Genomic DNA, 25,800 nt, shown 5'->3' on the forward strand with positions numbered 1-25,800 from the left:
CGAGACATGGTTCGTCCTTTCAGGTGCGGCGCCGTTGCAGCACGGTGCGGGCGAGGTTGGGGGCGAGCACGGAGACGATGAGCAGTACGCCGGTGACGATGTTGAGCGCCTCGTTGGACACATCGGACAGGCGCAGCGCGTTCTGCAGCGCACCGAGCAGCACGACACCGGCGATGACGCCGGGCAGCGCACCCTTGCCGCCGAAGATGGAGACGCCGCCGAGCAGGACCGCCGCGACCACGGCCAACTCGAGTCCGGCGCCGTTGTCGGCCCGCGCGCTGGAGTAGCGCAGCGTCCACAGCACGCCGGCCAGACCCGCTACGAAGCCGCTGGCGACGTACAGCCAGAACTTCAGCCGCCCGGGCCGGATACCGGCGAACCGCGCGGCCTGCTCACTCGCGCCGACCGCGAACACCGCCCGGCCGACCGGCGTCGCGTGCAGCACCACGCCGAAGACGACGGCCAGGACGGCGATGACGATCAGCACGTTCGGGATCGGCGTACCACCGATCGTTCCGGTGACCCAGTCGGTGTAGAGCGCCGGGAAGTCGGCGACCGCGCTGTCACCGAGGACGACGAACGCGAGACCGCGGTAGAGCGCGAGCGTGCCGATCGTGACGGCCAGCGACGGCAGTCCGAGGAACGTCACGAAGAAGCCGTTGACGGCACCGAGGACAGCACCGAGCAGCAGGCAGAGCGGGATGATCGACTCGATCGGCTGGTTCGCGTTCCACAGGTAGCCCATCACCGCGCTGGACAGGCCGAGCGTGCTCGCCACCGACAGGTCGATCTCGCCGGTCACGATCACCAGCGTCATCGGCAGCGCGACCAGCGCGATCGGGAGCAGGTCGAGGACCAGGAAGCCGAAGTTCCGCGACGTGCCGAAGCTGTCGACCGTCGCCGCGGCCACGATCAGCACGATCACCGTGATCGCGATGATCGCCACGTTCCAGTTCGCCAGCCGGGCTCCCCGGGCGACCGTGAGCTCAGCTGACATGGGAGCCTCGCTTCTTCAGACTGGCGGCGACCCGGACGGCTACCAGCCGGTCCGCCCCGATCGCGAGCAGGAGCAGACCGCCGACGATCGCCTGCTGCCAGAACTGGTTGATCTCCAGTACGGCGAGCGCACTCCCGATCGTTGTCAGCAGCAACGCCCCGAGCGCGGCACCCCACACTGTCCCGCTGCCGCCGAACACCGCGACCCCACCGACCACGACCGCCGCGACGACGTTGAGCTCGTAGCCGGTGCCGGCCGCGGCGTCGATGGTGCCGAACCGCGCGGCGAACAACACCCCGGCGATGCCGGCCAGCGCGCCGCTCACGATGAACGCGCCGACGGTACGACGGCCGACCGCGATACCGGCCAGCCTGGCTGCCTGCGGGCTCGACCCCATCGCGTACAGCTCCCGGCCGACCCGGTAGTTCCGCAGTACGACGCCGGTGATCGCCAGGACCAGCAGCGCGATCAGGACCAGGTACGGGACGCCGATCAGGGTCGCGTTGCCGAAGTCGAGGAACCCGCCGGGGAGTTCGTCGGCGTTGATCTGCTGGCCGCCGGCCCAGAAGTACGTGATGCCACGGTAGACGTAGAGCGTGCCGAGCGTGACGACGAGCGCCGGCACGTTCCCGTACCTGACCAGGACACCGTTGAGTCCTCCACACACCGCTCCGACCGCGGCACCGGTCAGCAGTGCCACGACGACCGGGACTCCGGAACTGTTCTGCAGCAGGGAGCCGACGGTGAACGCGCTGAGGCCGAGCACCGAGCCGACCGAGAGGTCGATGTTGCGGGTGATCACCACCACGGCCTGGCCGACCGCCAGAACGGCCAGGATCGCGGTGCCGAGCAGGATGTCACGGATGCTCTGCCCGGACAGGAATCGCGGGTTCGAGATCGCCGTCACCGCGACCAGCAGGGCCAGCGCGAGCACGATGCCGAGCTCTCTGACCTTCAGCACGACGTCCAGCGAGGAGCGGCGCGGTGCGGGAAGTTCGACGGCCGTCACAGCGTCGCCTCCTGACCGGTCGCGGCGAACATCACCGACTCCTCGGTGGCCTCACTCCGGTCGAGCTCGGCGACCAGCCGGCCCTCGCGCATCACCAGCACCCGATCGGCCATGCCGAGCACCTCGGGCAGCTCCGAAGAGACCATCAGTACGGCGACGCCCTCGGCGGCCAGGCTGGACATCAGCCGATGCACCTCCGCCTTCGTTCCGACGTCGATGCCGCGCGTCGGCTCGTCGACGATCAGCACAGTCGGCTTCGTGGCCAGCCACTTGGCCAGCACGACCTTCTGCTGGTTGCCGCCGGACAGCGTGCCGACCTCGTCGGACAGCCGTCCGTACTTGGTCTTCAGCCGCTCGGTCCACTCCTTCGCCGAGCGCCGTTCCCGGCCGCCGGTGAGGAAGCCGAGCTGGGACAGCGACCGCGATCTGGGCAGTGTCACGTTGCGTTCGATCGACAGGTCCATCACCAGGCCCTGCTGACGGCGGTCCTCCGGAACCAGCGCCACCCCGGCGGCCATCGCCTGCTTCGGCGAACCGGGGCTGAGGGTCTTCCCGGCCACCTCGACCGTCCCGGAGTCGCGCGGGTCGACACCGAAGATCGACTGCACCACCTCGGACCGGCCGGACCCGACCAGACCGGCCAGCGCCACGATCTCGCCGGCCCGTACGTCGAACGAGACCTCCTTGAACACCGGGTCACGGGACAGATCGCGGACTCGGAGGACCACCGCTCCGGGCGTGACGTCCTGCTTCGGGAACAGTGCGCCGAGGTCGCGGCCGACCATCCTGCGGACCATCTCGTCCACGGTCACGTCGGTGAGCAGGTCGGTCGAGACGTGCCGGCCGTCGCGCATGATCGTCACCCGCTGACACAGCGCGGTGATCTCCTCGAACCGGTGCGAGATGAACATCAGCGCGGCGCCGCCGTCGCGCAGCGAGCGGGCGACCGCGAACAGGCGTTCCACCTCGACCCCGGTGAGCGCGGCGGTCGGCTCGTCCATCACCACCACGCGGGCGTCCGCGGACAGCGCCTTGGCGATCTCGACCAGCTGCTGGTCGGCGATCGACAGCCCGCGGGCCGGCCGGTTCGGGTCCATCGACACGCCGAGCCGGGCGAACAGCTGGGCCGCCTGCCGGACCATCGCGGCCCGGTCGATGGTGTTGAAACGACCCAGAGGCTGACGGCCCATCGCGATGTTCTCGGCCACCGACAGGTCCGGGAACAACGTCGGCTCCTGGTAGATGACCGCGATCCCGGCGGCCTTCGCGTCGGCCGGCGTGTGCAGCTCCGCCGGTACGCCGTTCAGCTCGATCGTGCCGCTGTCCGGGCGGTGCACACCGGCCAGCATCTTCACGATCGTGGACTTCCCGGCCCCGTTCTCGCCGACCAGGGCGTGCGCCTCACCGCCGTACAACTCGAAGGAGACGTCCCGGACGGCGGCGACCGCGCCGAACGATTTCGACACCCCGCGCACCCGCAGGACAGGCGTGCCGTCGGCCATGGTCACCTCCAACCCGGGGCGGCAGAGTTGCTGAAAGGTTTCAAGAAGATTGCACGAACGTAAGGGCGGGCAGCTTGGGGCGTCAAGAGTTCGTCCGCCTTTGGCGGCCGATCCCGGACGCGACACTGCGGAAAACGCCCGGAAAACGGGTACGCTCTCGGCTGCTAAGACGTTTCAAACCCTCGTCCCATGGGACTCGACGCCGGGAGGCCGCGCATGCCAGCCGACAGCGCGCCCGAGCCCGCCCCCACCACCTCCGGCCCAGGCTCCGCGTCGACGGGATCGAGCTCCCGGTCCCCGCGGACCACCTCGACGGGATCGAGCTCCCGGGCCCCGCGGACCACCTCGACGAGCTCGTCCCGCTCGGCAGCCTCTCGCCGAGAGCGGTCCGGCCAGGCTGCCTCAGCCTCCACCCGCTTGTCCGGCTCCCCTTCCTCCTCTTCGGCCCCGGCCGAGCCTGGCGTATCCGGCCGCAAGGCCGGCAAGGTTCGGGAGGGGACCGGGCGGCGGCGGAAGGCGAAGCAACATGCGGCCGGGGTGAAGGCGGTTGCGGCCGCCGCCGGGGTGTCCTTGGGGACCGTGTCGAACGTGCTGAACCGGCCGGAGGTCGTCAGCCCGATGACGCGGGCGAAGGTCGAGGCGGCGATGGCCTCACTCGGCTTCGTCCGGAACGAGTCGGCCCGGCAACTCCGCGCCGGCAGTAGCCGCATCCTCGCGTACCTGATGCTCGACGCCGGCAACCCGTTCTTCACCGACGTCGCGAAGGGTGTCGAGGAAGCGGCCCGCGCCGCCGGGCTCTCGGTCTTCCTGTGCAACAGCAACGAGGACGCCGACCGTGAGGCGGACTACCTCGACCTGCTCGAGCAGCAGCGGGTGCAGGGCGTCCTGATCACCCCGATCGACCAGAACTCGTCCCGCCTGCGCAAACTCCCCGCCCGCGGTACGCCGGTCGTCGTGGTGGACCGCGCCATCGACGACGACGAGCACTGCTCGGTCGCGGTCAACGACATCCTCGGCGGCGAACTCGCGATCGCGCACCTGCTCGAACTCGGCCACGACCGGATCGCGTACGTCGGCGGGCCGAACACGATCGGCCAGGTCATCGACCGTCGCGACGGCGCCCGCCGCGCATTGCGGAGGGCCGGCAAACCGCCGGAGAACCTGATCGAAATCACCACCGGCGCCCTCACCGTCGCAGAAGGTAGGGGTGCAGGGCAACGACTTGCCGGCCTGCCGGCGGCCCGTCGTCCGACCGCCGCGTTCTGTGCCAACGACCTGCTGGCGCTGGGCCTTCTGCAGCAGTGCGTGAGTCTCGGCCTCCGGGTTCCCGAGGACCTCGCCATCGTCGGGTACGACGACGTCGAGTTCGCCGAGGCGGCCGCCGTACCCCTGACTTCTGTCCGCCAGCCGCGTCAACTGCTCGGCCGGACCGCCGCCGAACTCCTGCTGGACGAATCGTCGAACCCGGACCACGAACACCAGCGCGTCACGTTCACACCCGAGCTCGTGGTGCGGACGTCAACGCGCGGAACCCTCTAGTCCGTAGGCCGCCAGGAACACCTCCGTCGCCTGGTCGGCGAGCTTGTCGAGTTCGCCTTCGACCGGGGCGGCGGCGGTGCCGGCGAACATGGCCCGGTTCATCGGCTTGTACATGACCAGGCCGGCGAACTGGTACGCGGCGAGCGTCGGATCGGGTAGCTCACGCAGCAAGCCCCGCTCGGTGAGCCGGGTCAGCGCCTCGCCCAGCATCTCGAGGGATCCCTCGAAGCCGACGGTGAACCAGCGGCCGCAGACATCCGGGAAACGATCGGCCTCCGCGATCACCAGCCGGCGCAGTTGCAGCACGCTGCTGGTGGTGAGGCTGTCGAGGAAGCGGCGGGCCAGCGCACGAAGGGCTTCCCGCGCGTCGGTGGCCCCGTCGAGCGTCTCGGCGTACGCCTGGGCCAGGCCGTCGAGCAACTGCTCGCTGGTGCCGAGGACGATCTCGGCGAACAGGCGCTCCTTGTTCTCGAACTGCTTGTAGACGGTCTGCTTGGACACCCCGGCCTTGGCCGCGACCTCGTCCATGCTCGCGCCGACATAGCCGTGCTGGAGGAAGACCTCGGTCGCCGCGGCCACGATCGCCCGGCGTTTGCGCGGCGTCCGGCCCTCTCCCTCGATGGCGGCGGCCTGCTCCGGCTGCCAGACGGCGGCTCGTTGACGGTGCTCCACGACGGTCCTCCTCTGTGCTTGCCGAAAATCATACTAGACAGTCCAGTTCTCCTGTGAGTACTGTACTGTCTAGTTCCGAACGACGACACAGGGAGGGTCCGCAATGAGTTCTGTGACATCCGCCGACGGCACGACGATCGCCTTCGACGCCATCGGCACCGGCCGGCCGCTGATCATGGTCGACGGCGCCACCGCGCACCGGGCCGTCAACCCGTCGAACGCCGAGGTGGCGAAGCTGCTGAGCGCCGAGTTCCGGGTGTACATCTACGACCGCCGCGGCCGCGGTGAGAGCACCGACACCAAGCCGTACGCGATCCAGCGGGAGATCGAGGACCTCGCCGCGCTGATCGAGGACGCGGGCGAGCCGGCCATCGTCTTCGGGTGGTCGTCGGGGGGCCTGCTCGCGCTGGACGCCGCGGCTGCGGGGCTCCCGATCGCCGCGCTGGCGCTGTTCGAGCCGCCGGTCGTCGTCGACGACACCCGCCCGCCGCTGCCGGCCGACTACGTCGAGCGGCTCGAGGCCAGCGTCGAGGCCGGCCGCCCGGGCGACGCGGTGGAGCTGTTCATGACCGCGGCGGCGAACATGCCGGCCGAGTTCGTCGACATGGTCCGGGGGACGCCGATCTGGACCGGGGTGGAGGAGATCGCCGGGACGATCGCGTACGACGGCCGGATCATGGGCACGACCATGTCGGGCAACCCGCTGCCGGCCGAGCGCTGGGCCGCGGTCGACGTCCCGGTCCTGGTCATGCACGGTGACAACACCCCGCCGTACCTGAAGACCGGCCCGGCAGCGGTGGCCGAGCTACTACCGACCGCCCGGTTGCTGCCTGTGCCGGGTGAGAACCACAACGTCGAGCCGCCGGTCCTCGCCCCGGTCCTGCGGCAGTTCGCGAAGGAGCTCTGACATGGGAACGATCGTGGTCACCACGTTCAGCTCGCTCGACGGCGTCGTCGAGGCGCCCGGCGGCGAGGACTTCAAGTATCCGAACTGGAGTTTCGAGTTCGACCGCGGCGAGGAGGGGGAGAAGTTCAAGGAGGACGAGGCGTTCGGCGCCGAGGCGTTGCTGATCGGCCGTAAGACCTACGAGGGTTTCGCCGCGGCCTGGCCGAACTACCAGGGTGAGCTGGCCGACAAGTACAACAGCATGCCGAAGTACGTCGTCTCCAGCACGCTGAAGGACCCGGCGTGGAACAACACCCGGGTGCTGTCCGGTGACGTCCGCGAGGAAGTCGCGAAGCTGAAGCAGGAGGTCGCCGGCGAGATCCAGGTGCCCGGCAGCATCCGGCTCGCCCAGGAACTCATCGCCGCCGACCTGGTCGACGAGCTCCACCTGATGACCTTCCCGGTCATCCTCGGCCACGGCCGCAAACTCTTCGCCGAGACCCCGGACAAGACCCGGTGGCGCCTGACGAAGTCCCTCACCGTCGGCGAAGGCGTCCTGATCACCACATTCCAGCGGGCGTGACCTGGACAGGGTCTGGTCATCCACCCGGCTTCAGCGAGACGCTGTGATGGTGGACAGGGATGGGTTCTGGGGATTGGTCGAGGATGCGCGCGGTGGGGTGGATGACACCGTGGCGGATCCGGATGGGGTTGCGGACGCGCTGACCAAGCTGCTGGGCGGGCTGGCGGCCGAGGAGATCGTGGGGTTCGGGGTCGAGCTCGCGCGGTTGCAGGTCGAGTCCTACCGGTGGGACCTGTGGGCGGCGGCGTACCTGATCAACTCGGGGGCCTCGGAGGACGGGTTCGACTCGTTCCGGGGCTGGTTGATCGCGCAGGGCCGGGAGGTCTGGGAGGCGGCGCTGGCCGACCCGGACTCGCTGGCCGACGTGGTCGACGAGGACCGGCCGGAAGGCTTCGAGGGGTTCGACGGCGAGGGGCTGCTCCATGTCGGCAGCCACGCGTACAAGAACGTCACCGGCGACGAGGCGGCGTACTGGAAGGCGGTCGACGCGCAGGCGCCGGACACTCCGGATCTGCCGGGCGGGGAGGAGATCGACTTCGACGACGAGGACGACCTGCACGCCCACCTCCCCCGCCTGGCCGCGCTCTACCTGGACAACTAGTCCTGGGTACGCCGGCCGGTGCGGCGGGCTCGGCCGGCGTGGTTAGCCGGGTTCGCCGCTGAGGCGTTCGATGGCGGCGCGGAGGCGGCGGCGCCAGGTGGGCTGGCCGGCGTCCTCGTCCGCCGCGGCCAGGCTGACCAGGTGCTGGGCCATCTCGAAGCCCTCGGCGGTCCGGGGCTCCACGTCGGTCAGGGCGGGCTGCGGCTCGTCGTGGTCGACCTCGATCCTCCGGCTGGCCCAGCCGAACCCGTCCGGCACCAGCAGCTCCGGCACGAGCGCCTCGTGGCTGAGCGACATCAGCTCCTTGTCACCGTTGCCGATGCTGAAGATCGTCGTACCACGGCGCCGTACGTCGTCGACGCGCTCCAGCAACGTGTCGGCCGGGTTCTCCTCGACCACGACCAGCAGCGACTGGCCCCGGCCCGCGTCACGCAATCGGTCCAGGCCGATCGCCAGGTGCGGTGGTGCGTCCGGCGGTGGCGACCAGCGAACCAAAGCAGGACGGATGTCCTCGACACCGGCCCGGTGCAGCTCGTCGTCGAGGTGCGCGGTCAAGTGCCACGGCTCGTCGTCGGCCGGCCCGAACAGCAGTAGGCCGCCGGTCCGGGTGGTGAACCTGCGCAGCGTGTGAGCGAACTCCGTCGTCCGGCTGCCGAGCTCGGTACCGGTCAGCATCTCGCGGAGCAGTGAGGCCCTGGTGAGATCCACAGCTCCAACCTGACACACCGCGGGGGGCACCGCGACTCAGGCCAGCCGGTCCGCCTTCGACTGGAGGTAGTTGCGCTCGGGCACGCTCGTCGTACGGCGGGCCGCCAGCAAGTAGCTCTCGCGGGCGCCGGCGAGGTCACCCGACATCTCCAGCAGGTGAGCCCGGACGGCGTCCAGCCGGTGATGGCCCGCCAGGCGGTCGTCGGACTCCAGTGGCTCGAGTACGGCGAGTCCCTCCTTCGGACCGTGCGCCATGGCGACCGCGACAGCGTGGTTGAGCTTCACCATCGGGTTGTCGACCATCTGCTCGAGCACCTCGTACAGCGCGACGATCTGACGCCAGTCGGTGTCCTCGGCCCGCTCAGCCGTGTCGTGTACCGCAGCGATGGCCGCCTGCACCTGGTACGGCCCCAGCTGTGTGCGGGACAAAGCATCGGTCACCAGCGCTTCGCCCTCGATGATGGCGGCCTTGTTCCATTTCGACCGGTCCTGCTCGGCCAGCGGGATCAGTGCGCCATCCGGCCCGGTGCGAGCGGGCCGCCGCGCATCCGTCAGCAGCATCAGCGCCAGCAGGCCGGCCACCTCGCCGTCGTCGGGCAGCAACCGCCGCACACCGCGGACCAGCCGGATCGCCTCGCTGGTGAGCTCGGCACTGTGCAACGACGCACCGGACGACGCCGTGTAGCCCTCGTTGAAGATCAGGTAGAGAACGTGCAGTACGGCGCCCATCCGCTCGTCCCGCTCGGCCTCCGGCGGGAGCTCGAACGTACTGCCCGCCTGCTTGATACTGCGCTTCGCCCGGCTGATCCGCTGCGCCATCGTTGCCTCCGGCACCAGGAACGCGGCCGCGATCTGGGCGGTGGTGAGACCGCCGACCGCACGCAGGGTCAGCGCGATCTGGGACGCCGGTGAAAGGGCCGGATGACAGCACAGGAAGAGCAAGGTCAGCGTGTCGTCCCGGCCGCCCGGATCGTCGATGTCGGGGCCGGACGCAACGAACTCCTCGGGTGCCGCGAGCTGGGCCGCGTTCTCCTCACGCCGGCGCCGGGCCGACTCGCTGCGCAGCAGGTCGGTCAGCCGGCGCGAGCCGACCCGGATCAGCCAGCCCCGCGGGTTGTCCGGAACCCCTTCGTCCGGCCACTGCTGCGCGGCCGCCAGCAGCGCCTCCTGGACCGCCTCCTCGGCCAGGTCGAAGTGCCCGTAGTGCCGGACCAGCGCACTGAGCACCTGCGGCGCCTGCTCGCGCAGCAGGAGCTCGAAGTCGGCGTACTCGGCCCGCCCCGCGGTGTCCGTCACATCTCCAGCCCGGACGTGTCCATCACCGGCCGCACCTCCACGGCGACGTACTTCGCATCCGGCATCCGGGCCGCGTAGCCGATCGCCTGGTCGATGTCGTCGCACTCGACCAGGTAGAAGCCGGCCAGGTGCTCCTTGGCCTCGGCGTACGGTCCGTCGGTCGTGGTCGTGGTGTCGTCGCGCACCGACACGGTCCGGCTGGTGATGGGGTCGGCCAGACCGGCCGCACTGACCAGGAGGCCCTGCTCGCGGAGCTCGCGGCTCAGCTCGTCGTGGGCCCGTGACAGGCCCTCGCGTTGCTCGGCGGACAGGCTCGCCCAGCTCTCGGGGTTGCTGTAGATCAGCAGCACGTACTTCACAGGCACCATCCTGTCGTTCCCGGAGGCCGTTGTGACCCCCTCTCACCCGGTACGTCGGAACACGGGTAGCCGATCTCGACAGTTCCGGAATGTCGAAGTGGTCCGGCCGGACCCGACGTCCCCACCGAGTGACGCCCAGCCGGGGCGTCCCGCCGGACTGGAGATGTCACATGGTCGAGACGAAGCGCTGGTGGGCACTGGCGGTGCTGTGCCTGACCGGCTTCATGATCATTCTCGACGCGTCGATCGTGCTGGTCGCGGTGCCGTCGATCGAACGCGAACTGACGTTCTCGACCGGTGGCGTGCAGTGGGTGCCCAGTGGGTACGCGCTGATGTTCGGCGGCCTGCTCTTGCTGGGCGGGCGGATTTCCGACCTGCTCGGCAGGCGACGAGTCTTCATCAGCGGGCTCCTGCTGTTCGCAGCGTCCTCACTGCTCTGCGGGCTCGCCTGGAGTGGTGACGCGCTGGTGCTCGCCCGCGGCCTGCAGGGCGCATCGGCCGCCGTACTGCTGCCCAGTGCGTTGTCGATCGTGATGACGACGTTCCCGGACGGTGCTGACCGCAACAAAGCGCTGGGCATCTGGGGAGCGACCAGTGGGATCGGCGGTACGGCGGGATCTCTCGTCGGCGGCCCTGTCACCGACGGACTGGGTTGGCAGTGGATCTTCTTCATCAACGTGCCGGTGTGCGTGCTGGTCGTCGTACTGGCACCTGCGCTGCTGCTGGACAGCCGAGTCCCGGGTCGCCGTGGGTTCGACGTGGCGGGGGCGGCCACCGTGACCGCTGCGCTCATCGTGCTCGTGTACGCCGTCATCGAGGCGCCGGAGTCGTCTACCGGCCGGACCATCGCGCTGCTGGTGGCGTCCGGCCTGCTGTTCGGACTGTTCGTGCTGGTGGAGAAGAAGTCGGCCGCACCGCTCGTACCGCTGCGGATCTTCCGTTCCCGCGCCCTGGTCGGCGGCAACCTCATCACGATCGGCTGGGGCCTGGCAGTGTTCGGACTGAACTACATCTACACGCAGTACGCCCAACTGGCTCTCGGCGTCTCTGCCGTCCGCTACGGCCTCATGTGCGCCGTACTCGCTGCTGCCGCCGTTGTCGCGTCGATCATCGGTCAGCACCTGGTGACACGGCTCGGGCCACGTCGGGTCGCGTTCGGCTCGCTGCTGATCGCCGGGGTCGGTACGACGCTGATGACCCAGGTGACTGTCCACTCCGGGTACTTCGAGCTGGCCTTCTGGGGTCTGACGATCTTCGGCGCCGGACTGGGCGCCGGAACCGTGGCCGGCTCCATCGCCTCACTCAGCGACGTGGCCGGCGACGACTCCGGTGTCGCGTCCGGACTGCAGAGTGCCAGCTTCCAGATCGGTGGAGCAGTCGGGATCGCGGCCCTCTCTGCTGTGGCCGCAGCCCATACGACGGGCTCCAGCCCCGCCGCACTCACCCACGGCTACCGGATCGCGTTCTGGGCCGTGTGGGGATGTCTGGCCGTCGGCCTCGCGGGCTGCGGCCTCCTGCTCAGCCGGAAACATCCTGTGGAGCGGCGGTTGCAGACAGTCACCGCACCGTAGGTCAAACAGTTGTTGGAGGTTGACGTCCCGCGGGAGTGGGAACGGGATTGGTGCGGCCGCCACCTCCGCCCGGCGGCCCTCGACAAGGAGGATTCAATGATCATCCTCGGACTGATCCTGTTGGTCCTGGGTCTGGTGCTGAACATCTCGATCCTGTGGACGCTCGGCATCATCGTGCTGGTCGTCGGCGCGGTGTTGTTCCTGCTCGGGTCCACCGGCCGCGCGGTCGGCGGACGAAGGCACTGGTACTGACAGCTGGACCTCGGAAACCCCGTGGGCGTCCGCCCGCGGGGTTCTGTCCGTCCGCGTCGCTACCGTGAGCCCATGAAGTACGTCGTGATGATCTACGGGGCGGACGCCGCCCGCCGGTTGCCCGCAGTCAAGGACGAGCTGGCCGCCACCGGCGAGCTCGTCAGCGCCGAGGAGCTCCAGCTGCCGAGCGAAGGCCGGATCGTGCGGATCCGCGACGACGAACAGACCGTCACCGCGGGCCCGTTCGTGCCCACCGATCATCAGGTGTCAGGCCTCGTCCTGATCGACGTGGCCGACGACGCCCGCGCGGAGGCGGTCGCCGCCCGGATCTCCGCCGCCGTCGGCGACCGGGTCGAACTCCGCGGGACGCTGATCAGCGCCTGACGGAAACCTCGCGTCCCCCAGACCTCGGCCCAGCGTGATCGTCCCCTGCGGATCACCTCGTCGCGGCCCGCTTCACGCGCGACTTCGCCCGTGCCATCCGGAACAGGTACGCCGGCGTCGGGGGAACCCAGCCGAGTTGTCTGGCCTGGCCGAGGTCGTCGCGGTTGGCCCAGTGCTCGATCACCTTGCCGTCCTGGACCCGCAACCAGTGCGACTGAGTGATCGCGAACGTCTTCCCGGTCGCCGGGAACACCGTGTCCACGCCGTCGGGGGTGTAGACGGCGAACGGCGCGACATGCCGTCCGCTCATCGTCGAGTTCACCGCCACCAGGTTGCCGTCGGCAACGACATGGTGGATCTCGTAGGCCAGGTCCGCGAACGCGGTCCGCAGCCAGAGTGCGGTCGCGTAGAACCCCGCGGGCCCGCCGACGCGGCACTCCGGCGGTTCGACGTCGTCCTCCCGGTTCACCGCGTCCGGGTGGACGACCGCGTCGAAATCAGCCCGGTCGCCGTCGGCCATGATCCGGATCGCACGGACGGCCAGATCGCCCGCCGACACGCCTGCGGTGGTGTTCATGTCTCCCCCTGAATTAGATACAGTTGACCTGTATCTAAAACCATGGGACCGGTGATGGCAGAAGTCAAGAGGCAGTACGACGCCTCCGGCCGGCGCGAGCAGGCCCGTCGTCGGCGGCGGGACGTCGTGGTCGCGGCCAGGGACCTGTTCGAGGCCGACGGCTTCCAGGCGACCACGATCGCGGCGGTCGCCCGGCAGGCCGGGGTCTCGGCCGAGAGCATCTACAAGGGCTTCGGCACCAAGGCCGCGCTGGCCAAGGCGGTGTTCGACTTCGTCATCGCCGGTGACGACGAGCCGGTTCCGATGGCCGAGCGGCCCGAGGCGCGAGTCATTCAGGCCGAGCCCGACGTACGACGGAAGATCCAGCTGTACGTCGACGGTCTCGCGCGACGGCAGGAGCGCTCGGCCCGGGTCCAGATCCTGATCCGGGACGGCCGGCACCACGACGAGACGCTGCGCGAGACCTGGCAGACGCTGCTGGACGAGCGGCTGACCGGGATGACGCTGTTCGGCCGGCACCTGGTCGAGAGCGGTCAGTTGCGTGACGGCATCACGGTCGACGAGGTGGCCGACGTGCTCTGGACCTATATCGCGGTCGAGTTGTACGAACTGCTGGTCCTGCACCGCGGCTGGTCGCTCGAGCGGTACGCGGACTGGATCGGGCGCGCCATCATTCACGCTCTGTGCTGAAACGGCAGCACGAAATCAGCCCAAGCGTTTGATCTCGGACCGATAACATCCGGATAGCGGGCGGATTACGTCCGGTACCCCATTCGGATGTTCGTAATCCGTTAAATGTGTGGGCCGATTGCGAACTTTGCGGCGATCTGTGTTTGACTCCTCCGGTCGATAACGGTTTGGTCTCGACAAGATGGGGAGATCAGTGACTGCAGGACGGCATAGACAGGCGCGGCACCGACAACCGCGCCCGAAGGTGATCCAGCCAGGCCTCGCGAAGGTGGCGATCCCCGGCGCGGCGGTGGCTCTGGTGGCCACCGGTTCGGCGGCCGCGCTGCCCAGCCCGGAAGTGAAGATCGACACCCCGATCGCCAGCTCGTCCCTGCAGCTGGCGCGCGAATCGGCGATCAGCCGCGACGCCCTCCGCCCGCCAGTGAACGTCACCCCGCCGAAGCCGAAGCCCAAGGCCAGCCCGACGGCGAAGCACCTGAAGAAGCAGGCTCCGATCCCGAAGCCCGCCGCCACCAAGACCCGGGCGGCAGCGGCCGCGCCGACGCCGCCGAAGGTGATGGGCACGAAGTACACCACCACCGACCTGAACGTCTGGTCCGTTCCGGTCGTCGGCACCCTGCTCGACGTCATCCCCAAGGGCACCAAGGTCTACGTCACCGGCAAGGTCGACGGCATCTGGGCCGAGATCGTCCGCGACGAGAAGTCCCGCTGGGTCAAGGCGCAGTACCTGTCCGCGACCAAGCCGGTCGCAGCCACCGCCCGCCGCCCCAGCACCGGCACCAGCACCGCGGGCAGCATCTCCCAGGCCCCCTGCAAGTCCGGTTCGGACGTCGAGGACGGCCTCACCCCGGACGCGATCCGGGTGCACCGGGCAGTCTGCGCGAAGTTCCCGAACATCACGTCGTACGGCGGACTCCGGGCCGGCGACAGCGGTTCCGAGCACTCCACCGGTCGCGCGCTCGACGTCATGGTCAGCGGCTCGGCGGGCGACGAGGTCGCCGCCTGGCTGAAGGCCAACTACAAGAAGCTCGGGATCAGCGAGCTGATCTGGGCGCAGCGCATCTGGACGGTCCAGCGCAGCAGCGAGGGCTGGCGCCCGATGGAGGACCGCGGCGGTGCGACCGCGAACCACTACGACCACGTGCACGTTTCCGTCTACGGGAACTCCGGCACGGTCTGAGCCGTCGGCTTTCAGCTGACGCCCCGAGCGACCCCGGCCCTCCGGAACCTGAGGGCCGGGGTCGCTGTGTTCACGGCCGGATGTTCGCGTTCAGCCGGAACAGGTTGGCCGGGTCGTAGGCCCGCTTCACCTCGCGCAGGCGGCGCAGGTCGTCCGGTGCGTACGCCGTGTCGGCCCGCCCGGGATCGCCGAGGAAGTTCACGAAGGTGCGGCCGGAGTTCGGCAGCGTCGGCATCTCCCGGTCGACGATGAGCGAGTACGTCGCGGTGCGGTGACCGACCGGACCCGCGCCCGGCCCGGGGTGGGCCATCGCGCCGGCCCAGTGCCGGATCTCCACGGTCGCGTCCTGGTCGGCCAGTACGTCGATCAGTTCGTCCGTGAGCTCGTCGAGGAAGTCCAAGTGCCGGGCGGGGGTCCCGCCCATCGCGGCCGCGCCGTACTCGATCGTCGCGAGTTCGCCGGCCAGCCGCTGTCCGGCGACCTCGAACAGCGGCTTCAGCAGGTGCTCGGCGACGTCGGCCTCACCGGCGTACATGACCTTGATCGCGACCGCACGCCGACCGTCGTCCAGCTTCGTGAGTACGACGGCGGTGCTGAGCTCGTTCGGGATCGTGGCGGTCCAGTCGCGGTAGCGGCGCAGGATGGCGCCGGCGTGGTCGATTCCGTAGTACACGATGCCGGCGTGGACCTGGCGGACCGGGTAGAGCCGGAACTCCAGCGACGTGACGATGCCGAAGTTGCCCGTGCCGCCGCGGATCGCCCAGAACAGGTCGGGGTGGTGTTCCGCGCTGGCGGTGACGAACCGGCCGTCCGCGGTGACGATCTCGGCGCGGATCACGCTGTCGGCCGCGAACCCGTACTTCCGGGCGAGCCAGCCGACGCCGCCGCCGAGGGTGTACCCGGTCACGCCGACGTCGCGGTGTGAACCCGACAACGGCGCCAGACCGAACTGCCCGGCCGCGTCGATCACCGCGCCGCAGCGGGCACCGGGCCCGACCTTGGCGATCCGGCGCTCGGGGTCGATCAGCACAGAGGTCATCGGGGTCGTCTTCAGCAGGATGCCACCGTCGGCGGGGACCCGGGTGCCGTGCCCGGTCGCCTGGACCGCGATCGGCACGCCGTACTCACGCGCCGTCCGCACCGCGGCCTGGACGTCGGTCCGGCTGTACGCCTCGGCAACCACGAGCGGCCGCGAATCCACCGTCGGGATCACGGACTTCCGCTGTACGTCGTACTCCGCCTCCCCCGGCAGCCGAACCGCCCCGTTGAACCCGGCCCCCGACAGCCCCGCCACCACATCACTCGCAACCGGCACCACCGTCTGCGCAGTCATCCCAACCACTCCTTCACATCCGTCCCTACCCAGACGTCGAAGAAGCCCCCCGTTTCTTGACACCCCCACCAAACTTTTCCGAATGAGCCCCACCCACACGGTCGAAGTCCACGGTTCGGTCCTGACCAAGCGCTACGTCTCCTGGTCCCGCGACGAGCCGGGCCGCGAGTGGGCCGCCTTGCAGTTGCTCGCCCGGCACAGCCCCGACCTGGCCCCCGAACCCCTGGACCGCGTCCTCTCCCCTCCGTCGATCACGATGACCGTCGTCACCGGTGTCCCGCTCGGGGGCGCTCTGGACGACCGCCGGCTCGATGCGCTGGCGCACGCGTTGCGGGAGCTGTGGTCGATTCCTCCTGACGGTCTTCCCGCTGTCGACCTACCGGCGCTCGTCGGCCGGGTCCGGTCCGGGCTCGGCGTACTGCGTGACCGTCCGGGGGTGATCGGATCGGCGGCACGTGCGTGGCTGGACACGTCCGTCGAACTGATCGACGTACGGGATCCGGTGGTTGCCCACGGTGATCCGAATCTGGAGAACTACCTGTGGGACGGCACGCGGATCCGCATCGTCGACTTCGAGGACGCGGGCCGCGGCGACCGCGCGGTAGAGCTCGCCAACCTGGTCGAGCACCTGTCCGGTCGTCGTACCGACTGGACCGGCTTCGCCGATCGGTTCGCCGTCGACCCGGACCGGTTCCACGCAGCGCGGTGCCTGTGGGCCGCGTTCTGGCTCACGCTGGTCGGTCCGGGCGGCCCGAGCGCCGGGCGGAACCCACCCGGTACGGCGGAGATGCAGGCTGAGCGGGTGCTGGCGTTGGTCAGGCGGTGATTGGTAGGTGGTTGAGGCGGTCGAGGTCGGCGAGGATGTTGATCTCGGTGATCTTGCCGTTGACGACGACTAGGTCCATCACGCCTATGACCCGGCCGTTGACGACCGTCAGCGTGCCCGGCATGCCGTTGATCAGGACTGTCTCGTTGTACGGCGCCATCCGGCTGAACAGGAGCGCCTGCTCGACCACCGCCCGCGCACCGCGGATCAGCTTCGACACCGCCGGGCCCGCGAACTCCGCACTCGCCGCCCCGGCGTCGGCCCGCAGTACGACGTCCGGATCGAGCAGGGCGAGCAGCGCCTCGAAGTCTCCACCCCGGGAGGCGGCCAGGAACGCGTCCACGATCTCCCGCTGCCGACCCGGATCCCCGTCGGCCGCCGGCCGGCCCTGCACCCGCCGCCGCGCCCGGCTCGCCAGCTGCCGCGCGGCCGCCGGCGACCTGTCCACGATCGTCGCGATCTCGTCGAAGCTCACCCCGAACATGTCGTGCAGCACGAACGCGAGCCGCTCCGCCGGCGCCAGGGTCTCCAGTACGACGAGCAGCGCGAGACCGATCGCGTCCGCCTGGACCGCCAGCTCCTCGGGACCCGGCCCGCTGTCCTCCCGCGTGACGATCGGGTCCGGCACGAACTCCTCACGACGCGACCTGCGACTGCGCAGCGTGTCCAGACACACCCGCGACACGACAGTGGTCAGCCAGCCACCCAGATTGCCGACGTCACTCACGTCCGACCGGCTCAGCCGCAGCCACGCCTCCTGCACCGCGTCCTCCGCCTCAGCCAGCGACCCGAGCATCCGGTACGCCACCGCGCGCAGGTGCCCACGGTGCTGCTCGAACTGCCGCGCAAGCTGGTCGTGCTCGTCCACTGTCACAGTCTCCTGTCGTACGCCGTCACACCCCTGACGGATCGCGCCACCATGATGTGACAGCGCTGGGCCAGGGCTCATGATGGGGGAATGCCGGATACCCCACGTGACCTGGTGTTCGAGGACCACTTCGACGGACCCTCACTGGACCTGTCGGTGTGGTCGCCGTACTACCTCCCGCACTGGAGCTCGCGTGCGGCGTCCGCAGCGACGTACGAGCTGAGTGACTCCTGTCTGACGCTCAGCATCCCGCCGGACCAGGGACTCTGGTGCGCCGGTGATCACAAGCCGGATCTGCGCGTCTCAGGGATCCAGTCGGGCAACTACTCCGGACCGGTGGGCAGCACGGTCGGCCAGCAGCCGTACCGCGAGGGCCTGGTCGTCCGCGAGGAGCAGGAGCCGTTCTGGGGCTGGACGCCGAACGGCGGGTACATCGAGCTGCGCGCCCGTGCCGAGATCAGTCCGCGGTCGATGGTGTCGCTGTGGATGGTCGGGCTCGAGGACCAGCCGGAGCGGTGTGGCGAGATCTGCGTGATGGAGGTGTTCGGCGACGCGATCGTGCCCGGTGAGTCGACCGCGGTCGGCATGGGGTTGAAGCAGTTGCGCGACCCGTCCATGCCCCAGGACTTCGAAGCCGTGCCCCTCCCGATCGACCTGCGCGAGTTCCACACGTACGCCGTCGAGTGGACCGCCGGCGAGGCGTCGTTCTTCGTCGACGGCGCCCAGATCCGCAGTTGCCAGGGCGCACCATCGTACCCGATGCAGCTCATGCTCGCGGTGTTCGACTTCCCTGATCGCAGCCGGGGTGACGACGACCACCTCGTTCCCGCCTTCACCGTCGACCACATCCGCGGGTGGAACGTTGCGGAGCAGCTGGTGGCCTGAGTAAGGTCGCCGGCATGTTCCTGCGCGCGGGCATGTGGTGGGCCGTCGAGTAGACGGTCTGCTTCCGCGTACCCACCCGGCCGTCTCCTGCGAGGCGGCCGTTGTCATGTCTCCTCGTGGGCGGCCCAGCACCCCGAGGATTGCCGATGGCAACACCACTCCGGACCTGGTCCGGCCTCATCTCCGCGCTTCTGGCCGGCTCCGACCTGACCGCCGCCGACACCGCGTGGGCCATGGACCAGCTGGTGCTGGGCGACGCGTCAGCGGCGCAGATCTCCGGCTTCCTGATCGCGCTGCGCGCCAAGGGTGAGACAGCTGACGAGATCGCCGGTCTGGCTTCGGTACTGCGTTCGCACGCAACGCCGGTCCGGATCCCCGGACCGTTCGTGGACATCGTCGGGACCGGCGGGGACCGCACCGGCGCCGTGAACATCTCCACGATGGCAGCGGTGGTGGCAGCGTCCACCGGCGTGACTGTGGTCAAGCACGGCGGCCGCGCCGCCTCCTCGTCAGCAGGCGGCTCTGCTGACCTGGTGGAGCACCTGGGCGTCCCACTCGACCTGTCGGCCGAGGAGGCGGCGCGGGTCGCTGCCGAGGTCGGGCTCACCTATCTGTTCGCTCCACGCTTCAACCCGGCGCTGCGCCACGTGGCCGTCGTACGACGTGAGCTGGCGGTGCCGACGGCGTTCAACGTGCTGGCGCCGCTGCTGAACCCGGCAGACCCTCACCACCAGCTGGTGGGGGTGGCGAACCCGCGGATGCTGCCGGTCATCGCCGACGCCCTCGCTGCGCAGGGCAGGTCCGCACTGGTGGCACGCGGCGAGGACGGGCTGGACAAGCTGACCACCACTGGACCGTCTCGGGTGTGGGTCGTGCACGAGGGCATCGCCTCGGAGGTGGTGTTCGACCCGCGGTCGCTCGGACTGGCGCCGGTGTCGTTGGCTGAGCTGCGCGGCGGTGACGCTGCGTACAACGCGCGGGTGCTGCGCGGTCTGCTCGACGGCGAGCCGGGTCCGGTGCGGGACGTCGTACTGCTGAATGCCGCGGCCGCACTGGTCACTCTGGAGCTCGGCAAAGGCCTGCTGCTCGAGCAGTTTGCCGACTGCCTGGAGCGGTGCCGGAAGGCTGTGGACAACGGCGACGCCACGGCAACGCTGGAACGCTGGGCCGGTCAGTCGCTAGCGTTCAGGTGATGCGTGAGCTGCTCGACGCCGCACAGGCCGGCGACAAGGACGCCTTCGGAGCGCTGGTGGGGCCATGGCGTGGAGAGCTGCATGCGCATTGCTACCGGATGCTCGGGTCCGACGCGGACGCGGACGACGCCGTCCAGGAGACGCTCGTGCGGGCCTGGACCGCGCTCGACCGGTACGAGGACCGCGGTTCGATCCGGTCGTGGCTGTTCAAGATCGCCACGAACCGTTGCCTCACCCTGATCGAGAAGCGGGGCAAGCGGGAGCTGCCCACCGATCTGAACGCCACCTTCGAGGCCGAGTGGCTGGAGCCGTACCCGCCGAGCCGGCTGGAGTGGACCTCGCGGCTGAGCCCGGAGGCGCGGGTGACGGCGCTGGAGTCGGTGGAGCTGGCATTCGTGGCGTCGCTGCAGCACCTGTCCGCGCGACAACGTGCGGTCCTGCTGCTGCGCGACGTACTGTCGTTCGCTTCCCGTGAGGTCGCGGACGTGCTCGAGACGTCGGTGGCCGCGGTCAACAGTGCGCTGCAACGGGCGCGTGCGGTGTTGAGCGGGTTGCAGCCCACTCAGCAGGAGACGCTGCGGAAGCTGGGTGAATCTGCCCAGCGAGACCTGGTACGGCGGTACATGGCCGCCTGGGAGTCCGGTGACGTCGACGCGATCGTGGCGATGCTGGCGGAGGACGCGAAGTACTCGATGCCGCCGCTGATGCACTGGTTCTCGGGGCGGGCCGGCATCCGGCAGTTCCTGCTGAACGGCCCGCTGCGGGAGAAGTGGCGGTTCCTGCCGACGCGGGCGAACGGGCAGTTGGCCTTCGGGACGTACCTGTGGGACCGGGACCGGTACGTGCCGGGCGGGCTGGACGTGATCCAGGTGCGCGGGTCGCAGATCGTGGAGGTCGTGTCGTTCCTGGAGGCCGATTTCACCGCGTTCGGGCTGCCCGAGGAAGTTCGCTGACGTTTCCGCGATGAGTTTCCGGCCGGAGCCGGGGTTCTACCCGTGACGGCTCCCTCTGGAAGGACGGAAAGATGACGAACGAGCAGGAAGTCCGCACACTGATCGAGAACTGGGTCACCGCGGTCCACGCCGGTGAGCTGGACACGGTCCTGGCCGACCACGCCCCGGACATCGTGATGTTCGACGTACCCCCGCCGTACGACGGGGTGCGCGGCCTGGACGCCTACCGCGACACCTGGCCCGGGTTCTTCGAATGGCAGCGCTCAGGTGCTTCCTTCGAACTGGAGTCCCTCGAGGTCACGGCCGGCGAGGACGTCGCCTTCGCCTTCGCGCTGCTGCGCTGCGGCACACCGGACGAGTTCGAGGCCAAGCCGGATATGCGGCTGCGTCTAACGATCGGTCTCCGCAAGGAGTCGGGCCGCTGGATCGTCACCCACGAACACCACTCGTTCCCGCACGACGACGTACCCCCGGCGGTCGCCGCGGACCAGACTGGCGACTGATCCACCAGCACGCTGAACCCGTAGCCGCGGCGGGTACCGCGTACAAGGCCGGCTCGAGGGGACTGCTAGACCGCGAGCCGGAGGATGGTCTCGGCCACCTGGTCCGGGCTGCGGAGGCTCGGCAGGTGGTCGGCACCGGGCAGCCAGATGAACTCGCAGCCGGGAATGCGTGCGGCCGCGGCGCCTGCGACGGCGGCCAGGATCGGGCGGTCCTTGTCGCCGACCATGACCACGGACGGCGCCTGGATCTCGTGGAGGCGGTCGTACACCGGCGGGTCCTTCCGCAGGTAGTCGCCTTGGTCGAACCATGCAGGTACGGCGGCCTCCAGCTGAGCGACCGCGGCGTCGTCGGCTCCGGCGGCGGCCCACAGCCGCAAGCCGAGCTGCACCAGGCCGTCGACGTCGCGCCTCTCCACAAGCGCCTCGAACTCCGCGTCGAGCTCAGGCTCGTCCGGCCACGGGAAGCCGCTGACGCCCGGGCACAGCAGGACGAGACCGCGGACCCGTGCCGGATGATCCAGCGCCAGACTCAGCGCCGTGTCACCGCCCATGCTGCAGCCCACCAGCACGACCTGCTCGAGCCCCAGCTGGTCCATCACGCTCACCAGGTCCTCGACAAGCGAGAACTCACTCGTCGGCAACGCGGATCGCCCGTAGCCGCGTACGTCGTACCGGACCACCCGATGCCGCTCCACCAGCCGCGGCATCACCGGATCCCACACCCGCGAGTCCCCAACCCCCGGATGCAGCAACACCACCGGCAGACCGGCCCCCGCGACATGCTCAGCCCAGACCTCGCCACCCGCTACCGGCACCTGCAGCTCCATCCCCCCACTCTCGCAGCCAGACACCGACGCAGTGGAACCGCCAGGCCGTCCCCGGGACGCGGTTACGAGGCGAGGCGCCTGATATCGGGGTCTGCGCTGGTGCGGGCGCACTCCAGGGCGATGACGAGGCCGGCGGTGTCGGGTAGCTCGCCGAGGACCGTCAGCAGCGCGCGATAACGTTCGGTACGTCGTCGATGGTCGGTCAGCAGGGTCTCCGAGATCAGGGTCACTGCCTGGCGGAGCGAGGCGGTGTCCAGCGTGCGGAGCGCGTCACGGATGTCGTTGGTGTACGTCTCTGAGCCGAGCACGTCGGCCAGCAGCCGGGCGCCGGACCGCCGGTAAGGCATCACCCTGGTAACCCAGCTGCGTCGCAGCAGTTCGTTGCGTGCGCTGTTGCGCCGCGACCGCGCCCGGGCGAAGTCCTGCCACGCCTGGGCTGCCTCTGGGGGAGGTGACTCCGGCCGAGAGGGATCCACCGGAGCGATCCCAGGCTCCTCAGGGTGCCTTTCCAGCGCGCCGAAATCGTCGTCGAAGTCGTCCGCTGCGGAGTGGACCTCCGGATCCGGCGACTGCCGCGCGGCTCGCACGACGTAGTGCAGCAGTCGCCACTCCTCGAGCCTCTCGAGTAGGTCCATCAGTCCGTGATAGGCCAGATAGGCCGCATCCCCTTCATTCGGGCCCCTGACGACCCGAGCCACCAACGCGGGCAAGGCATTGGACACCGCCTGACGGTCGGCCGCGAACACCAACTCCCGTACCTCACCCTGCTCCGATCCGCCTTCGACGGCCACCGGGAGCAACGCATCAAGACACCGCTCGACGACCTCGAGCGGGCGGTGGACGGACAGGAACTCGAGCGCTGCGTCCACATCCGGCCCTGAGGCGAGCGCCCTGGCCACCGCGGGCCCGTAGGCGGTTCCCAGCAGACGCCGATCCGCGTGCTCATACTCCTCATCGGCGGCGACATACTCGCGCCACAGCCACTTGGTGATCACGCTTCTCCCACAAGTCAAAGCCCTCGAGCCCGATGAGTGTCCGAAGCTACGCCGATGTCTTGAGACATCACAGAGCGGAGGGTGTGGGATTCGGGCACCAAGACCTGCCGGATCGGCTGGCAACACGCCTACGCGACGTCGGGCCGGGTCATCAACGGCGACCGCAGATGCAACGCCAGACTTGGGCTGGTCAGGGGCACGATGTTCCAGGTTGCCACCGCTGTCCCCGCGTCGGCGTCGACCACCAGCCGGACCCGGTGCGGGGTGGTGATGACGCAGAGCTCGGCGACGAAGGTATTGCCCTGCCAGGCGCCGGCCGCGACGACAGGGCGACCGAGCGGTGAGCTTTCCCGCCATTCACCGTGGCCGACCTCGACGTCGAGGGACGACCCGAGTCGCAGGAGCCACCCACGGTCCACGGGATCGACGACCACCGTGGTGCCGTCGGGCAGAGCCGAATGCTCGGCGGAGCCGTCGAGTCGCGCCTCGATGGAACGCTCCGGGGCAGCCGCACCCAGCACCGGCGCGATTGACAGCCGTTGCAGCCGCTCGCTGAGGATCTCGTCGTCCCGGGTGCTTCCCGCGTGATCCATGCCGGGCAGCAGGCACTCCCAGAGTGCGTCGAGGATTGCCTGTGCCTGCCGATTGGCGCCGGTCATGGCGACCACGAGATCGTGTGCCGGGACGACCACGCAGAGCTGGCCGAACGAGCCGTCACCGTGGTAACCGTGACGCGACATCCAGAACTGGTACCCATAACCGCAGAGGTAGTCGGCATTCGCCGACGCCTCATCGAAGGGCAGTGTCTCGATGTGCCGTGTGGTCGCGAGGTCCACCCATTCGCGCGGGACGAGCTGCCGGTCGCCCCAAAGCCCGCCGCGCAACAGCAGTTCGCCGAAGGCGGCCACGGCCTCGGTCGTGAGGTGCAGACCGTGGAATCCGAAGGCGGCACCGCTCGCCACTCGATCCCATTCGGCGTGGTCGACGCCCATCGGCTTGAAGAGGCGGTCGTCGAGCAGTTCCGGGAGGCCGCACCCGGTGACCCGTTCCACCATCCGGGCCAGGATGTAGGTGGTCGAGTTGTCGTAGGCGTGCCGGGTTCCCTCGGGGTCGGGAAACGGCACGCGCAAGAAGCCCTTCACCAGGTCGCCCGGTTCCAGTTGCCAGGCTTCGGCGAGGCTGTCCGTACGGTGTCCGGTCGTCATGGACAGCAGGTGGTGAACGGTGAGGCGGCGTCCCTGCTCCGAGACGCCGGCCGGAACGTGGTCGGGCAACACGTCCACCACTCGATCGTCCAGCGAGAGCAGCCCGTCGGCGATCGCAAGCCCCACGGCGACCGACGTGAACGACTTGGTCAGCGAGTAGAGAAGGTGCGGGCGTTCGGCCGAGTACGGCGCCCACCAGCCTTCAGCGACGACGTGTCCGTGGCGTACGACCATGATGGAGTGACACTCGATGGATTGCCCTTCGAGCCGGTCCAGGAGCGCGGCAACTGCGCGGGACGAGATCGCCGATGCGGCCGGCGTCGACCGCGGCAGCAGGGCACGAGGAGACATCCGCGCATCCTAACTGCCCGCACCGAGACTGCCCCCGAACAAATTGACCGGGCAACAGCGGTCGGCCGCGAGCCGTCTCGCCCCGTCCCCGCTGCAAATGCCGAACTGGCCTGTCATGGTCTCAAGGCGCGGCGCGAGCGCCGCGCAAAGGAATCGCGCTCAACGCCTCGTCTCGTACCTGGTCAGGACCACGCCGCCGGGAAACGTCCGCGTCTCCACCAGGTTCAGGTTCACCCAGCTGTCCAGCGCGGTGAAGAACGGTGTGCCGCCGCCCACCAGCACCGGATGGGTCACGATCTCGTACTCGTCGACCAACCCGGCCCGCATGGCCGCCCCAGCGAGCGCTGCGCCACCAACCCTCATCGGCTCGCCGTCCTCGGCCTTGAGCCGGGTGATCTCCGCGACCGCGTCGCCGGTGACCACACGGGTGTTCCAGTCAACCTTGTCGACCGTCGAAGAGAACACCACCTTCGGCGTATCCCGCCAGTTCCGCGCGAACTCGACCTGCGCCGGGGTGGCGCCCGGCTGCTGATCGCCGGTCGGCCAGTAGGAACTCATGGTCTCCCACAGCTTGCGCCCGTACAGCAACAGACCAATCGCCCGCTCCTGGTCGAGCCACCACTGAAACAGCTCGTCGCTCGGCACGCTCCAGCCGAGGTCGTCGCCCGCCGCGGCGACGTAGCCGTCCAGGGACAGGTTCATGCCGTAGACCAGCTTCCGCATGGCGCTATGCCTCTCTGTCAGTCCGGCGGCCTTCCTCCGGCCGCCCGTCACCCCTACTACGAACGCCTCACTCCGGATCCGACAGGTCATTGGCAGAACGCGTCATGAGGGCTGGAACATACGGGGGCATTGCACGCACTCCGCATGGAGAACCGAAAGTGACCGCTCGCAATCGGACTCAACCGGACTCAGTGGGACACCACCCCCAGCCAACTACGGCTGTGTGTTTCCGCAGGTCAAAGCGACTTTCCCGACGGTTTGAGCGGAGGGTGTGGTGTTGTGGTTCAACACATAGGCGACAGATGTCTCAGGACATAGGCGACACGTGTCTC

The 25,800-nt window shown here is 69.3% G+C and carries 28 protein-coding genes; 14 read left to right on the forward strand and 14 right to left on the reverse strand.

Features of this window, described 5'->3' with window-relative positions:
* Nucleotides 1-19 precede the first annotated feature (19 nt).
* From ACYVOK_RS35740 to ACYVOK_RS35750, 3 genes are read right to left on the reverse strand one after another with little or no spacing between them, the layout of a single operon-like run.
* Nucleotides 20-997: an ABC transporter permease gene (locus ACYVOK_RS35740; RefSeq protein ID WP_460667050.1), complete on the reverse strand. Its 978-nt coding sequence runs from the start codon at nucleotides 995-997 to the stop codon at nucleotides 20-22.
* On the reverse strand, nucleotides 987-2,006 hold the full coding sequence (locus tag ACYVOK_RS35745) for an ABC transporter permease (protein ID WP_460667051.1): 1,020 nt from the start codon (nucleotides 2,004-2,006) through the stop codon (nucleotides 987-989). The genes ACYVOK_RS35740 and ACYVOK_RS35745 overlap by 11 nt, the downstream gene beginning before the upstream one ends.
* Nucleotides 2,003-3,508: a sugar ABC transporter ATP-binding protein gene (locus ACYVOK_RS35750; RefSeq protein WP_460667052.1), complete on the reverse strand. Its 1,506-nt coding sequence runs from the start codon at nucleotides 3,506-3,508 to the stop codon at nucleotides 2,003-2,005. Before ACYVOK_RS35750 ends, ACYVOK_RS35745 begins: the two co-directional genes overlap by 4 nt.
* Before the next feature lie 537 nt (nucleotides 3,509-4,045).
* Between ACYVOK_RS35750 and ACYVOK_RS35755 the strand changes: the two genes are divergently transcribed.
* Entirely contained in the window at nucleotides 4,046-5,047 is a 1,002-nt protein-coding gene (locus tag ACYVOK_RS35755; protein WP_460667053.1) for a LacI family DNA-binding transcriptional regulator, read from the forward strand.
* Here the strand turns inward: ACYVOK_RS35755 and ACYVOK_RS35760 are convergent.
* Nucleotides 5,027-5,719: a TetR/AcrR family transcriptional regulator C-terminal domain-containing protein gene (locus tag ACYVOK_RS35760; protein ID WP_460667054.1), complete on the reverse strand. Its 693-nt coding sequence runs from the start codon at nucleotides 5,717-5,719 to the stop codon at nucleotides 5,027-5,029. The two genes, ACYVOK_RS35755 and ACYVOK_RS35760, sit on opposite strands and share 21 nt — an antisense overlap.
* Before the next feature lie 103 nt (nucleotides 5,720-5,822).
* Here ACYVOK_RS35760 and ACYVOK_RS35765 point away from each other — a divergent pair, with 103 nt between their 5' ends.
* Genes ACYVOK_RS35765 through ACYVOK_RS35775 form a run of 3 tightly spaced genes read left to right on the forward strand, consistent with a single transcriptional unit; the run spans nucleotide 5,823 to nucleotide 7,789 of the window.
* Nucleotides 5,823-6,626 carry an alpha/beta fold hydrolase gene (locus ACYVOK_RS35765; protein ID WP_460667055.1) on the forward strand — a complete coding sequence of 268 codons (804 nt, stop codon included), beginning with the start codon at nucleotides 5,823-5,825 and terminating at the stop codon, nucleotides 6,624-6,626.
* A gap of 1 nt (nucleotide 6,627) precedes the next feature.
* The gene (locus ACYVOK_RS35770) at nucleotides 6,628-7,188 is read left to right on the forward strand and encodes a dihydrofolate reductase family protein (protein WP_460667056.1); all 561 of its coding nucleotides are present in this window, start codon (nucleotides 6,628-6,630) and stop codon (nucleotides 7,186-7,188) included.
* A gap of 46 nt (nucleotides 7,189-7,234) precedes the next feature.
* On the forward strand, nucleotides 7,235-7,789 hold the full coding sequence (locus tag ACYVOK_RS35775; protein WP_460667057.1) for a DUF4240 domain-containing protein: 555 nt from the start codon (nucleotides 7,235-7,237) through the stop codon (nucleotides 7,787-7,789).
* 42 nt (nucleotides 7,790-7,831) lie between these two features.
* Here the strand turns inward: ACYVOK_RS35775 and ACYVOK_RS35780 are convergent, their stop codons facing one another.
* From ACYVOK_RS35780 to ACYVOK_RS35790, 3 genes are read right to left on the reverse strand one after another with little or no spacing between them, the layout of a single operon-like run.
* Entirely contained in the window at nucleotides 7,832-8,497 is a 666-nt protein-coding gene (locus ACYVOK_RS35780) for a hypothetical protein (protein WP_460667058.1), read from the reverse strand.
* Between the two features lie 36 nt (nucleotides 8,498-8,533).
* Nucleotides 8,534-9,793: an RNA polymerase sigma factor gene (locus ACYVOK_RS35785; protein WP_460667059.1), complete on the reverse strand. Its 1,260-nt coding sequence runs from the start codon at nucleotides 9,791-9,793 to the stop codon at nucleotides 8,534-8,536.
* The gene (locus ACYVOK_RS35790; RefSeq protein WP_460667060.1) at nucleotides 9,790-10,152 is read right to left on the reverse strand and encodes a YciI family protein; all 363 of its coding nucleotides are present in this window, start codon (nucleotides 10,150-10,152) and stop codon (nucleotides 9,790-9,792) included. The genes ACYVOK_RS35785 and ACYVOK_RS35790 overlap by 4 nt, the downstream gene beginning before the upstream one ends.
* A 170-nt stretch (nucleotides 10,153-10,322) precedes the next feature.
* On the opposite strand from ACYVOK_RS35790, the gene ACYVOK_RS35795 reads away from it, so the two are divergent.
* The 3 genes from ACYVOK_RS35795 (at nucleotide 10,323) to ACYVOK_RS35805 (ending at nucleotide 12,359) form a co-directional block, all read left to right on the forward strand.
* Nucleotides 10,323-11,723: an MFS transporter gene (locus tag ACYVOK_RS35795; RefSeq protein WP_460667061.1), complete on the forward strand. Its 1,401-nt coding sequence runs from the start codon at nucleotides 10,323-10,325 to the stop codon at nucleotides 11,721-11,723.
* Between the two features lie 96 nt (nucleotides 11,724-11,819).
* Nucleotides 11,820-11,975 carry a DUF6131 family protein gene (locus ACYVOK_RS35800; RefSeq protein WP_460667062.1) on the forward strand — a complete coding sequence of 52 codons (156 nt, stop codon included), beginning with the start codon at nucleotides 11,820-11,822 and terminating at the stop codon, nucleotides 11,973-11,975.
* Between the two features lie 72 nt (nucleotides 11,976-12,047).
* A complete protein-coding gene (locus ACYVOK_RS35805; RefSeq protein ID WP_460667063.1) occupies nucleotides 12,048-12,359 on the forward strand; it encodes a YciI family protein in 312 nt (103 codons plus the stop codon).
* Nucleotides 12,360-12,411: 52 nt separating this feature from the next.
* On the opposite strand, the gene ACYVOK_RS35810 is transcribed toward ACYVOK_RS35805, so the two are convergent.
* Entirely contained in the window at nucleotides 12,412-12,936 is a 525-nt protein-coding gene (locus ACYVOK_RS35810) for an ester cyclase (protein WP_460667064.1), read from the reverse strand.
* Nucleotides 12,937-12,990: 54 nt separating this feature from the next.
* On the opposite strand from ACYVOK_RS35810, the gene ACYVOK_RS35815 reads away from it, so the two are divergent.
* Nucleotides 12,991-13,626 (forward strand): TetR/AcrR family transcriptional regulator, encoded by a 636-nt coding sequence (locus ACYVOK_RS35815; RefSeq protein ID WP_460667065.1) that lies wholly within the window; start codon nucleotides 12,991-12,993, stop codon nucleotides 13,624-13,626.
* 244 nt (nucleotides 13,627-13,870) lie between these two features.
* Nucleotides 13,871-14,806: an SH3 domain-containing protein gene (locus ACYVOK_RS35820; RefSeq protein WP_460667066.1), complete on the forward strand. Its 936-nt coding sequence runs from the start codon at nucleotides 13,871-13,873 to the stop codon at nucleotides 14,804-14,806.
* Between the two features lie 70 nt (nucleotides 14,807-14,876).
* On the opposite strand, the gene ACYVOK_RS35825 is transcribed toward ACYVOK_RS35820, so the two are convergent.
* Complete coding sequence (locus tag ACYVOK_RS35825) at nucleotides 14,877-16,139, reverse strand: FAD-binding oxidoreductase (protein ID WP_460667067.1); 1,263 nt, start codon at nucleotides 16,137-16,139, stop codon at nucleotides 14,877-14,879.
* A gap of 82 nt (nucleotides 16,140-16,221) precedes the next feature.
* Between ACYVOK_RS35825 and ACYVOK_RS35830 the strand changes: the two genes are divergently transcribed.
* Nucleotides 16,222-16,965 carry a phosphotransferase family protein gene (locus ACYVOK_RS35830; protein WP_460667068.1) on the forward strand — a complete coding sequence of 248 codons (744 nt, stop codon included), beginning with the start codon at nucleotides 16,222-16,224 and terminating at the stop codon, nucleotides 16,963-16,965.
* Here ACYVOK_RS35830 and sigJ read toward each other — a convergent pair.
* Nucleotides 16,955-17,833 (reverse strand): RNA polymerase sigma factor SigJ, encoded by an 879-nt coding sequence (sigJ, locus tag ACYVOK_RS35835; protein ID WP_460667069.1) that lies wholly within the window; start codon nucleotides 17,831-17,833, stop codon nucleotides 16,955-16,957. The genes ACYVOK_RS35830 and sigJ overlap by 11 nt on opposite strands.
* 90 nt (nucleotides 17,834-17,923) lie before the next feature.
* Between sigJ and ACYVOK_RS35840 the strand changes: the two genes are divergently transcribed.
* From ACYVOK_RS35840 to ACYVOK_RS35855, 4 genes are all read left to right on the forward strand, one after another.
* Nucleotides 17,924-18,718 carry a glycoside hydrolase family 16 protein gene (locus ACYVOK_RS35840; protein WP_460667070.1) on the forward strand — a complete coding sequence of 265 codons (795 nt, stop codon included), beginning with the start codon at nucleotides 17,924-17,926 and terminating at the stop codon, nucleotides 18,716-18,718.
* A 146-nt stretch (nucleotides 18,719-18,864) separates the two neighbouring features.
* Nucleotides 18,865-19,911 (forward strand): anthranilate phosphoribosyltransferase, encoded by a 1,047-nt coding sequence (trpD, locus tag ACYVOK_RS35845; RefSeq protein ID WP_460667071.1) that lies wholly within the window; start codon nucleotides 18,865-18,867, stop codon nucleotides 19,909-19,911.
* Entirely contained in the window at nucleotides 19,911-20,864 is a 954-nt protein-coding gene (locus ACYVOK_RS35850) for a sigma-70 family RNA polymerase sigma factor (RefSeq protein WP_460667072.1), read from the forward strand. The genes trpD and ACYVOK_RS35850 overlap by 1 nt, the downstream gene beginning before the upstream one ends.
* A 71-nt stretch (nucleotides 20,865-20,935) precedes the next feature.
* Nucleotides 20,936-21,367, forward strand: coding sequence for a YybH family protein (locus ACYVOK_RS35855; protein WP_460667073.1), 432 nt, complete (start codon nucleotides 20,936-20,938; stop codon nucleotides 21,365-21,367).
* 65 nt (nucleotides 21,368-21,432) lie between these two features.
* Here the strand turns inward: ACYVOK_RS35855 and ACYVOK_RS35860 are convergent, their stop codons facing one another.
* The 4 genes from ACYVOK_RS35860 to ACYVOK_RS35875 form a co-directional block, all read right to left on the reverse strand.
* Nucleotides 21,433-22,194: an alpha/beta fold hydrolase gene (locus ACYVOK_RS35860; RefSeq protein WP_460667074.1), complete on the reverse strand. Its 762-nt coding sequence runs from the start codon at nucleotides 22,192-22,194 to the stop codon at nucleotides 21,433-21,435.
* Between the two features lie 62 nt (nucleotides 22,195-22,256).
* Entirely contained in the window at nucleotides 22,257-23,189 is a 933-nt protein-coding gene (locus tag ACYVOK_RS35865) for a hypothetical protein (RefSeq protein WP_460667075.1), read from the reverse strand.
* Nucleotides 23,190-23,317: 128 nt separating this feature from the next.
* Nucleotides 23,318-24,745, reverse strand: coding sequence for a serine hydrolase domain-containing protein (locus tag ACYVOK_RS35870; RefSeq protein ID WP_460667076.1), 1,428 nt, complete (start codon nucleotides 24,743-24,745; stop codon nucleotides 23,318-23,320).
* Between the two features lie 159 nt (nucleotides 24,746-24,904).
* Entirely contained in the window at nucleotides 24,905-25,468 is a 564-nt protein-coding gene (locus ACYVOK_RS35875) for a dihydrofolate reductase family protein (protein WP_460667077.1), read from the reverse strand.
* Between the last annotated feature and the right edge of the window lie 332 nt (nucleotides 25,469-25,800).

This window comes from Kribbella swartbergensis (assembly GCF_054784135.1).

Coding starts and splice junctions, on each gene's coding strand:
- ACYVOK_RS35740 (WP_460667050.1), bottom strand. CDS start 997: ATGTCAGCTGAGCTCACGGTCGCCCGGGGAGCCCGGCTGGCGAACTGG.
- ACYVOK_RS35750 (WP_460667052.1), bottom strand. CDS start 3,508: ATGGCCGACGGCACGCCTGTCCTGCGGGTGCGCGGGGTGTCGAAATCG.
- ACYVOK_RS35765 (WP_460667055.1), top strand. CDS start 5,823: ATGAGTTCTGTGACATCCGCCGACGGCACGACGATCGCCTTCGACGCC.
- ACYVOK_RS35770 (WP_460667056.1), top strand. CDS start 6,628: ATGGGAACGATCGTGGTCACCACGTTCAGCTCGCTCGACGGCGTCGTC.
- ACYVOK_RS35775 (WP_460667057.1), top strand. CDS start 7,235: ATGGTGGACAGGGATGGGTTCTGGGGATTGGTCGAGGATGCGCGCGGT.
- ACYVOK_RS35795 (WP_460667061.1), top strand. CDS start 10,323: ATGGTCGAGACGAAGCGCTGGTGGGCACTGGCGGTGCTGTGCCTGACC.
- ACYVOK_RS35800 (WP_460667062.1), top strand. CDS start 11,820: ATGATCATCCTCGGACTGATCCTGTTGGTCCTGGGTCTGGTGCTGAAC.
- ACYVOK_RS35805 (WP_460667063.1), top strand. CDS start 12,048: ATGAAGTACGTCGTGATGATCTACGGGGCGGACGCCGCCCGCCGGTTG.
- ACYVOK_RS35810 (WP_460667064.1), bottom strand. CDS start 12,936: ATGAACACCACCGCAGGCGTGTCGGCGGGCGATCTGGCCGTCCGTGCG.
- ACYVOK_RS35815 (WP_460667065.1), top strand. CDS start 12,991: ATGGCAGAAGTCAAGAGGCAGTACGACGCCTCCGGCCGGCGCGAGCAG.
- ACYVOK_RS35825 (WP_460667067.1), bottom strand. CDS start 16,139: ATGACTGCGCAGACGGTGGTGCCGGTTGCGAGTGATGTGGTGGCGGGG.
- ACYVOK_RS35830 (WP_460667068.1), top strand. CDS start 16,222: ATGAGCCCCACCCACACGGTCGAAGTCCACGGTTCGGTCCTGACCAAG.
- ACYVOK_RS35840 (WP_460667070.1), top strand. CDS start 17,924: ATGCCGGATACCCCACGTGACCTGGTGTTCGAGGACCACTTCGACGGA.
- trpD (WP_460667071.1), top strand. CDS start 18,865: ATGGCAACACCACTCCGGACCTGGTCCGGCCTCATCTCCGCGCTTCTG.
- ACYVOK_RS35850 (WP_460667072.1), top strand. CDS start 19,911: ATGCGTGAGCTGCTCGACGCCGCACAGGCCGGCGACAAGGACGCCTTC.
- ACYVOK_RS35855 (WP_460667073.1), top strand. CDS start 20,936: ATGACGAACGAGCAGGAAGTCCGCACACTGATCGAGAACTGGGTCACC.
- ACYVOK_RS35860 (WP_460667074.1), bottom strand. CDS start 22,194: ATGGAGCTGCAGGTGCCGGTAGCGGGTGGCGAGGTCTGGGCTGAGCAT.
- ACYVOK_RS35870 (WP_460667076.1), bottom strand. CDS start 24,745: ATGTCTCCTCGTGCCCTGCTGCCGCGGTCGACGCCGGCCGCATCGGCG.
- ACYVOK_RS35875 (WP_460667077.1), bottom strand. CDS start 25,468: ATGCGGAAGCTGGTCTACGGCATGAACCTGTCCCTGGACGGCTACGTC.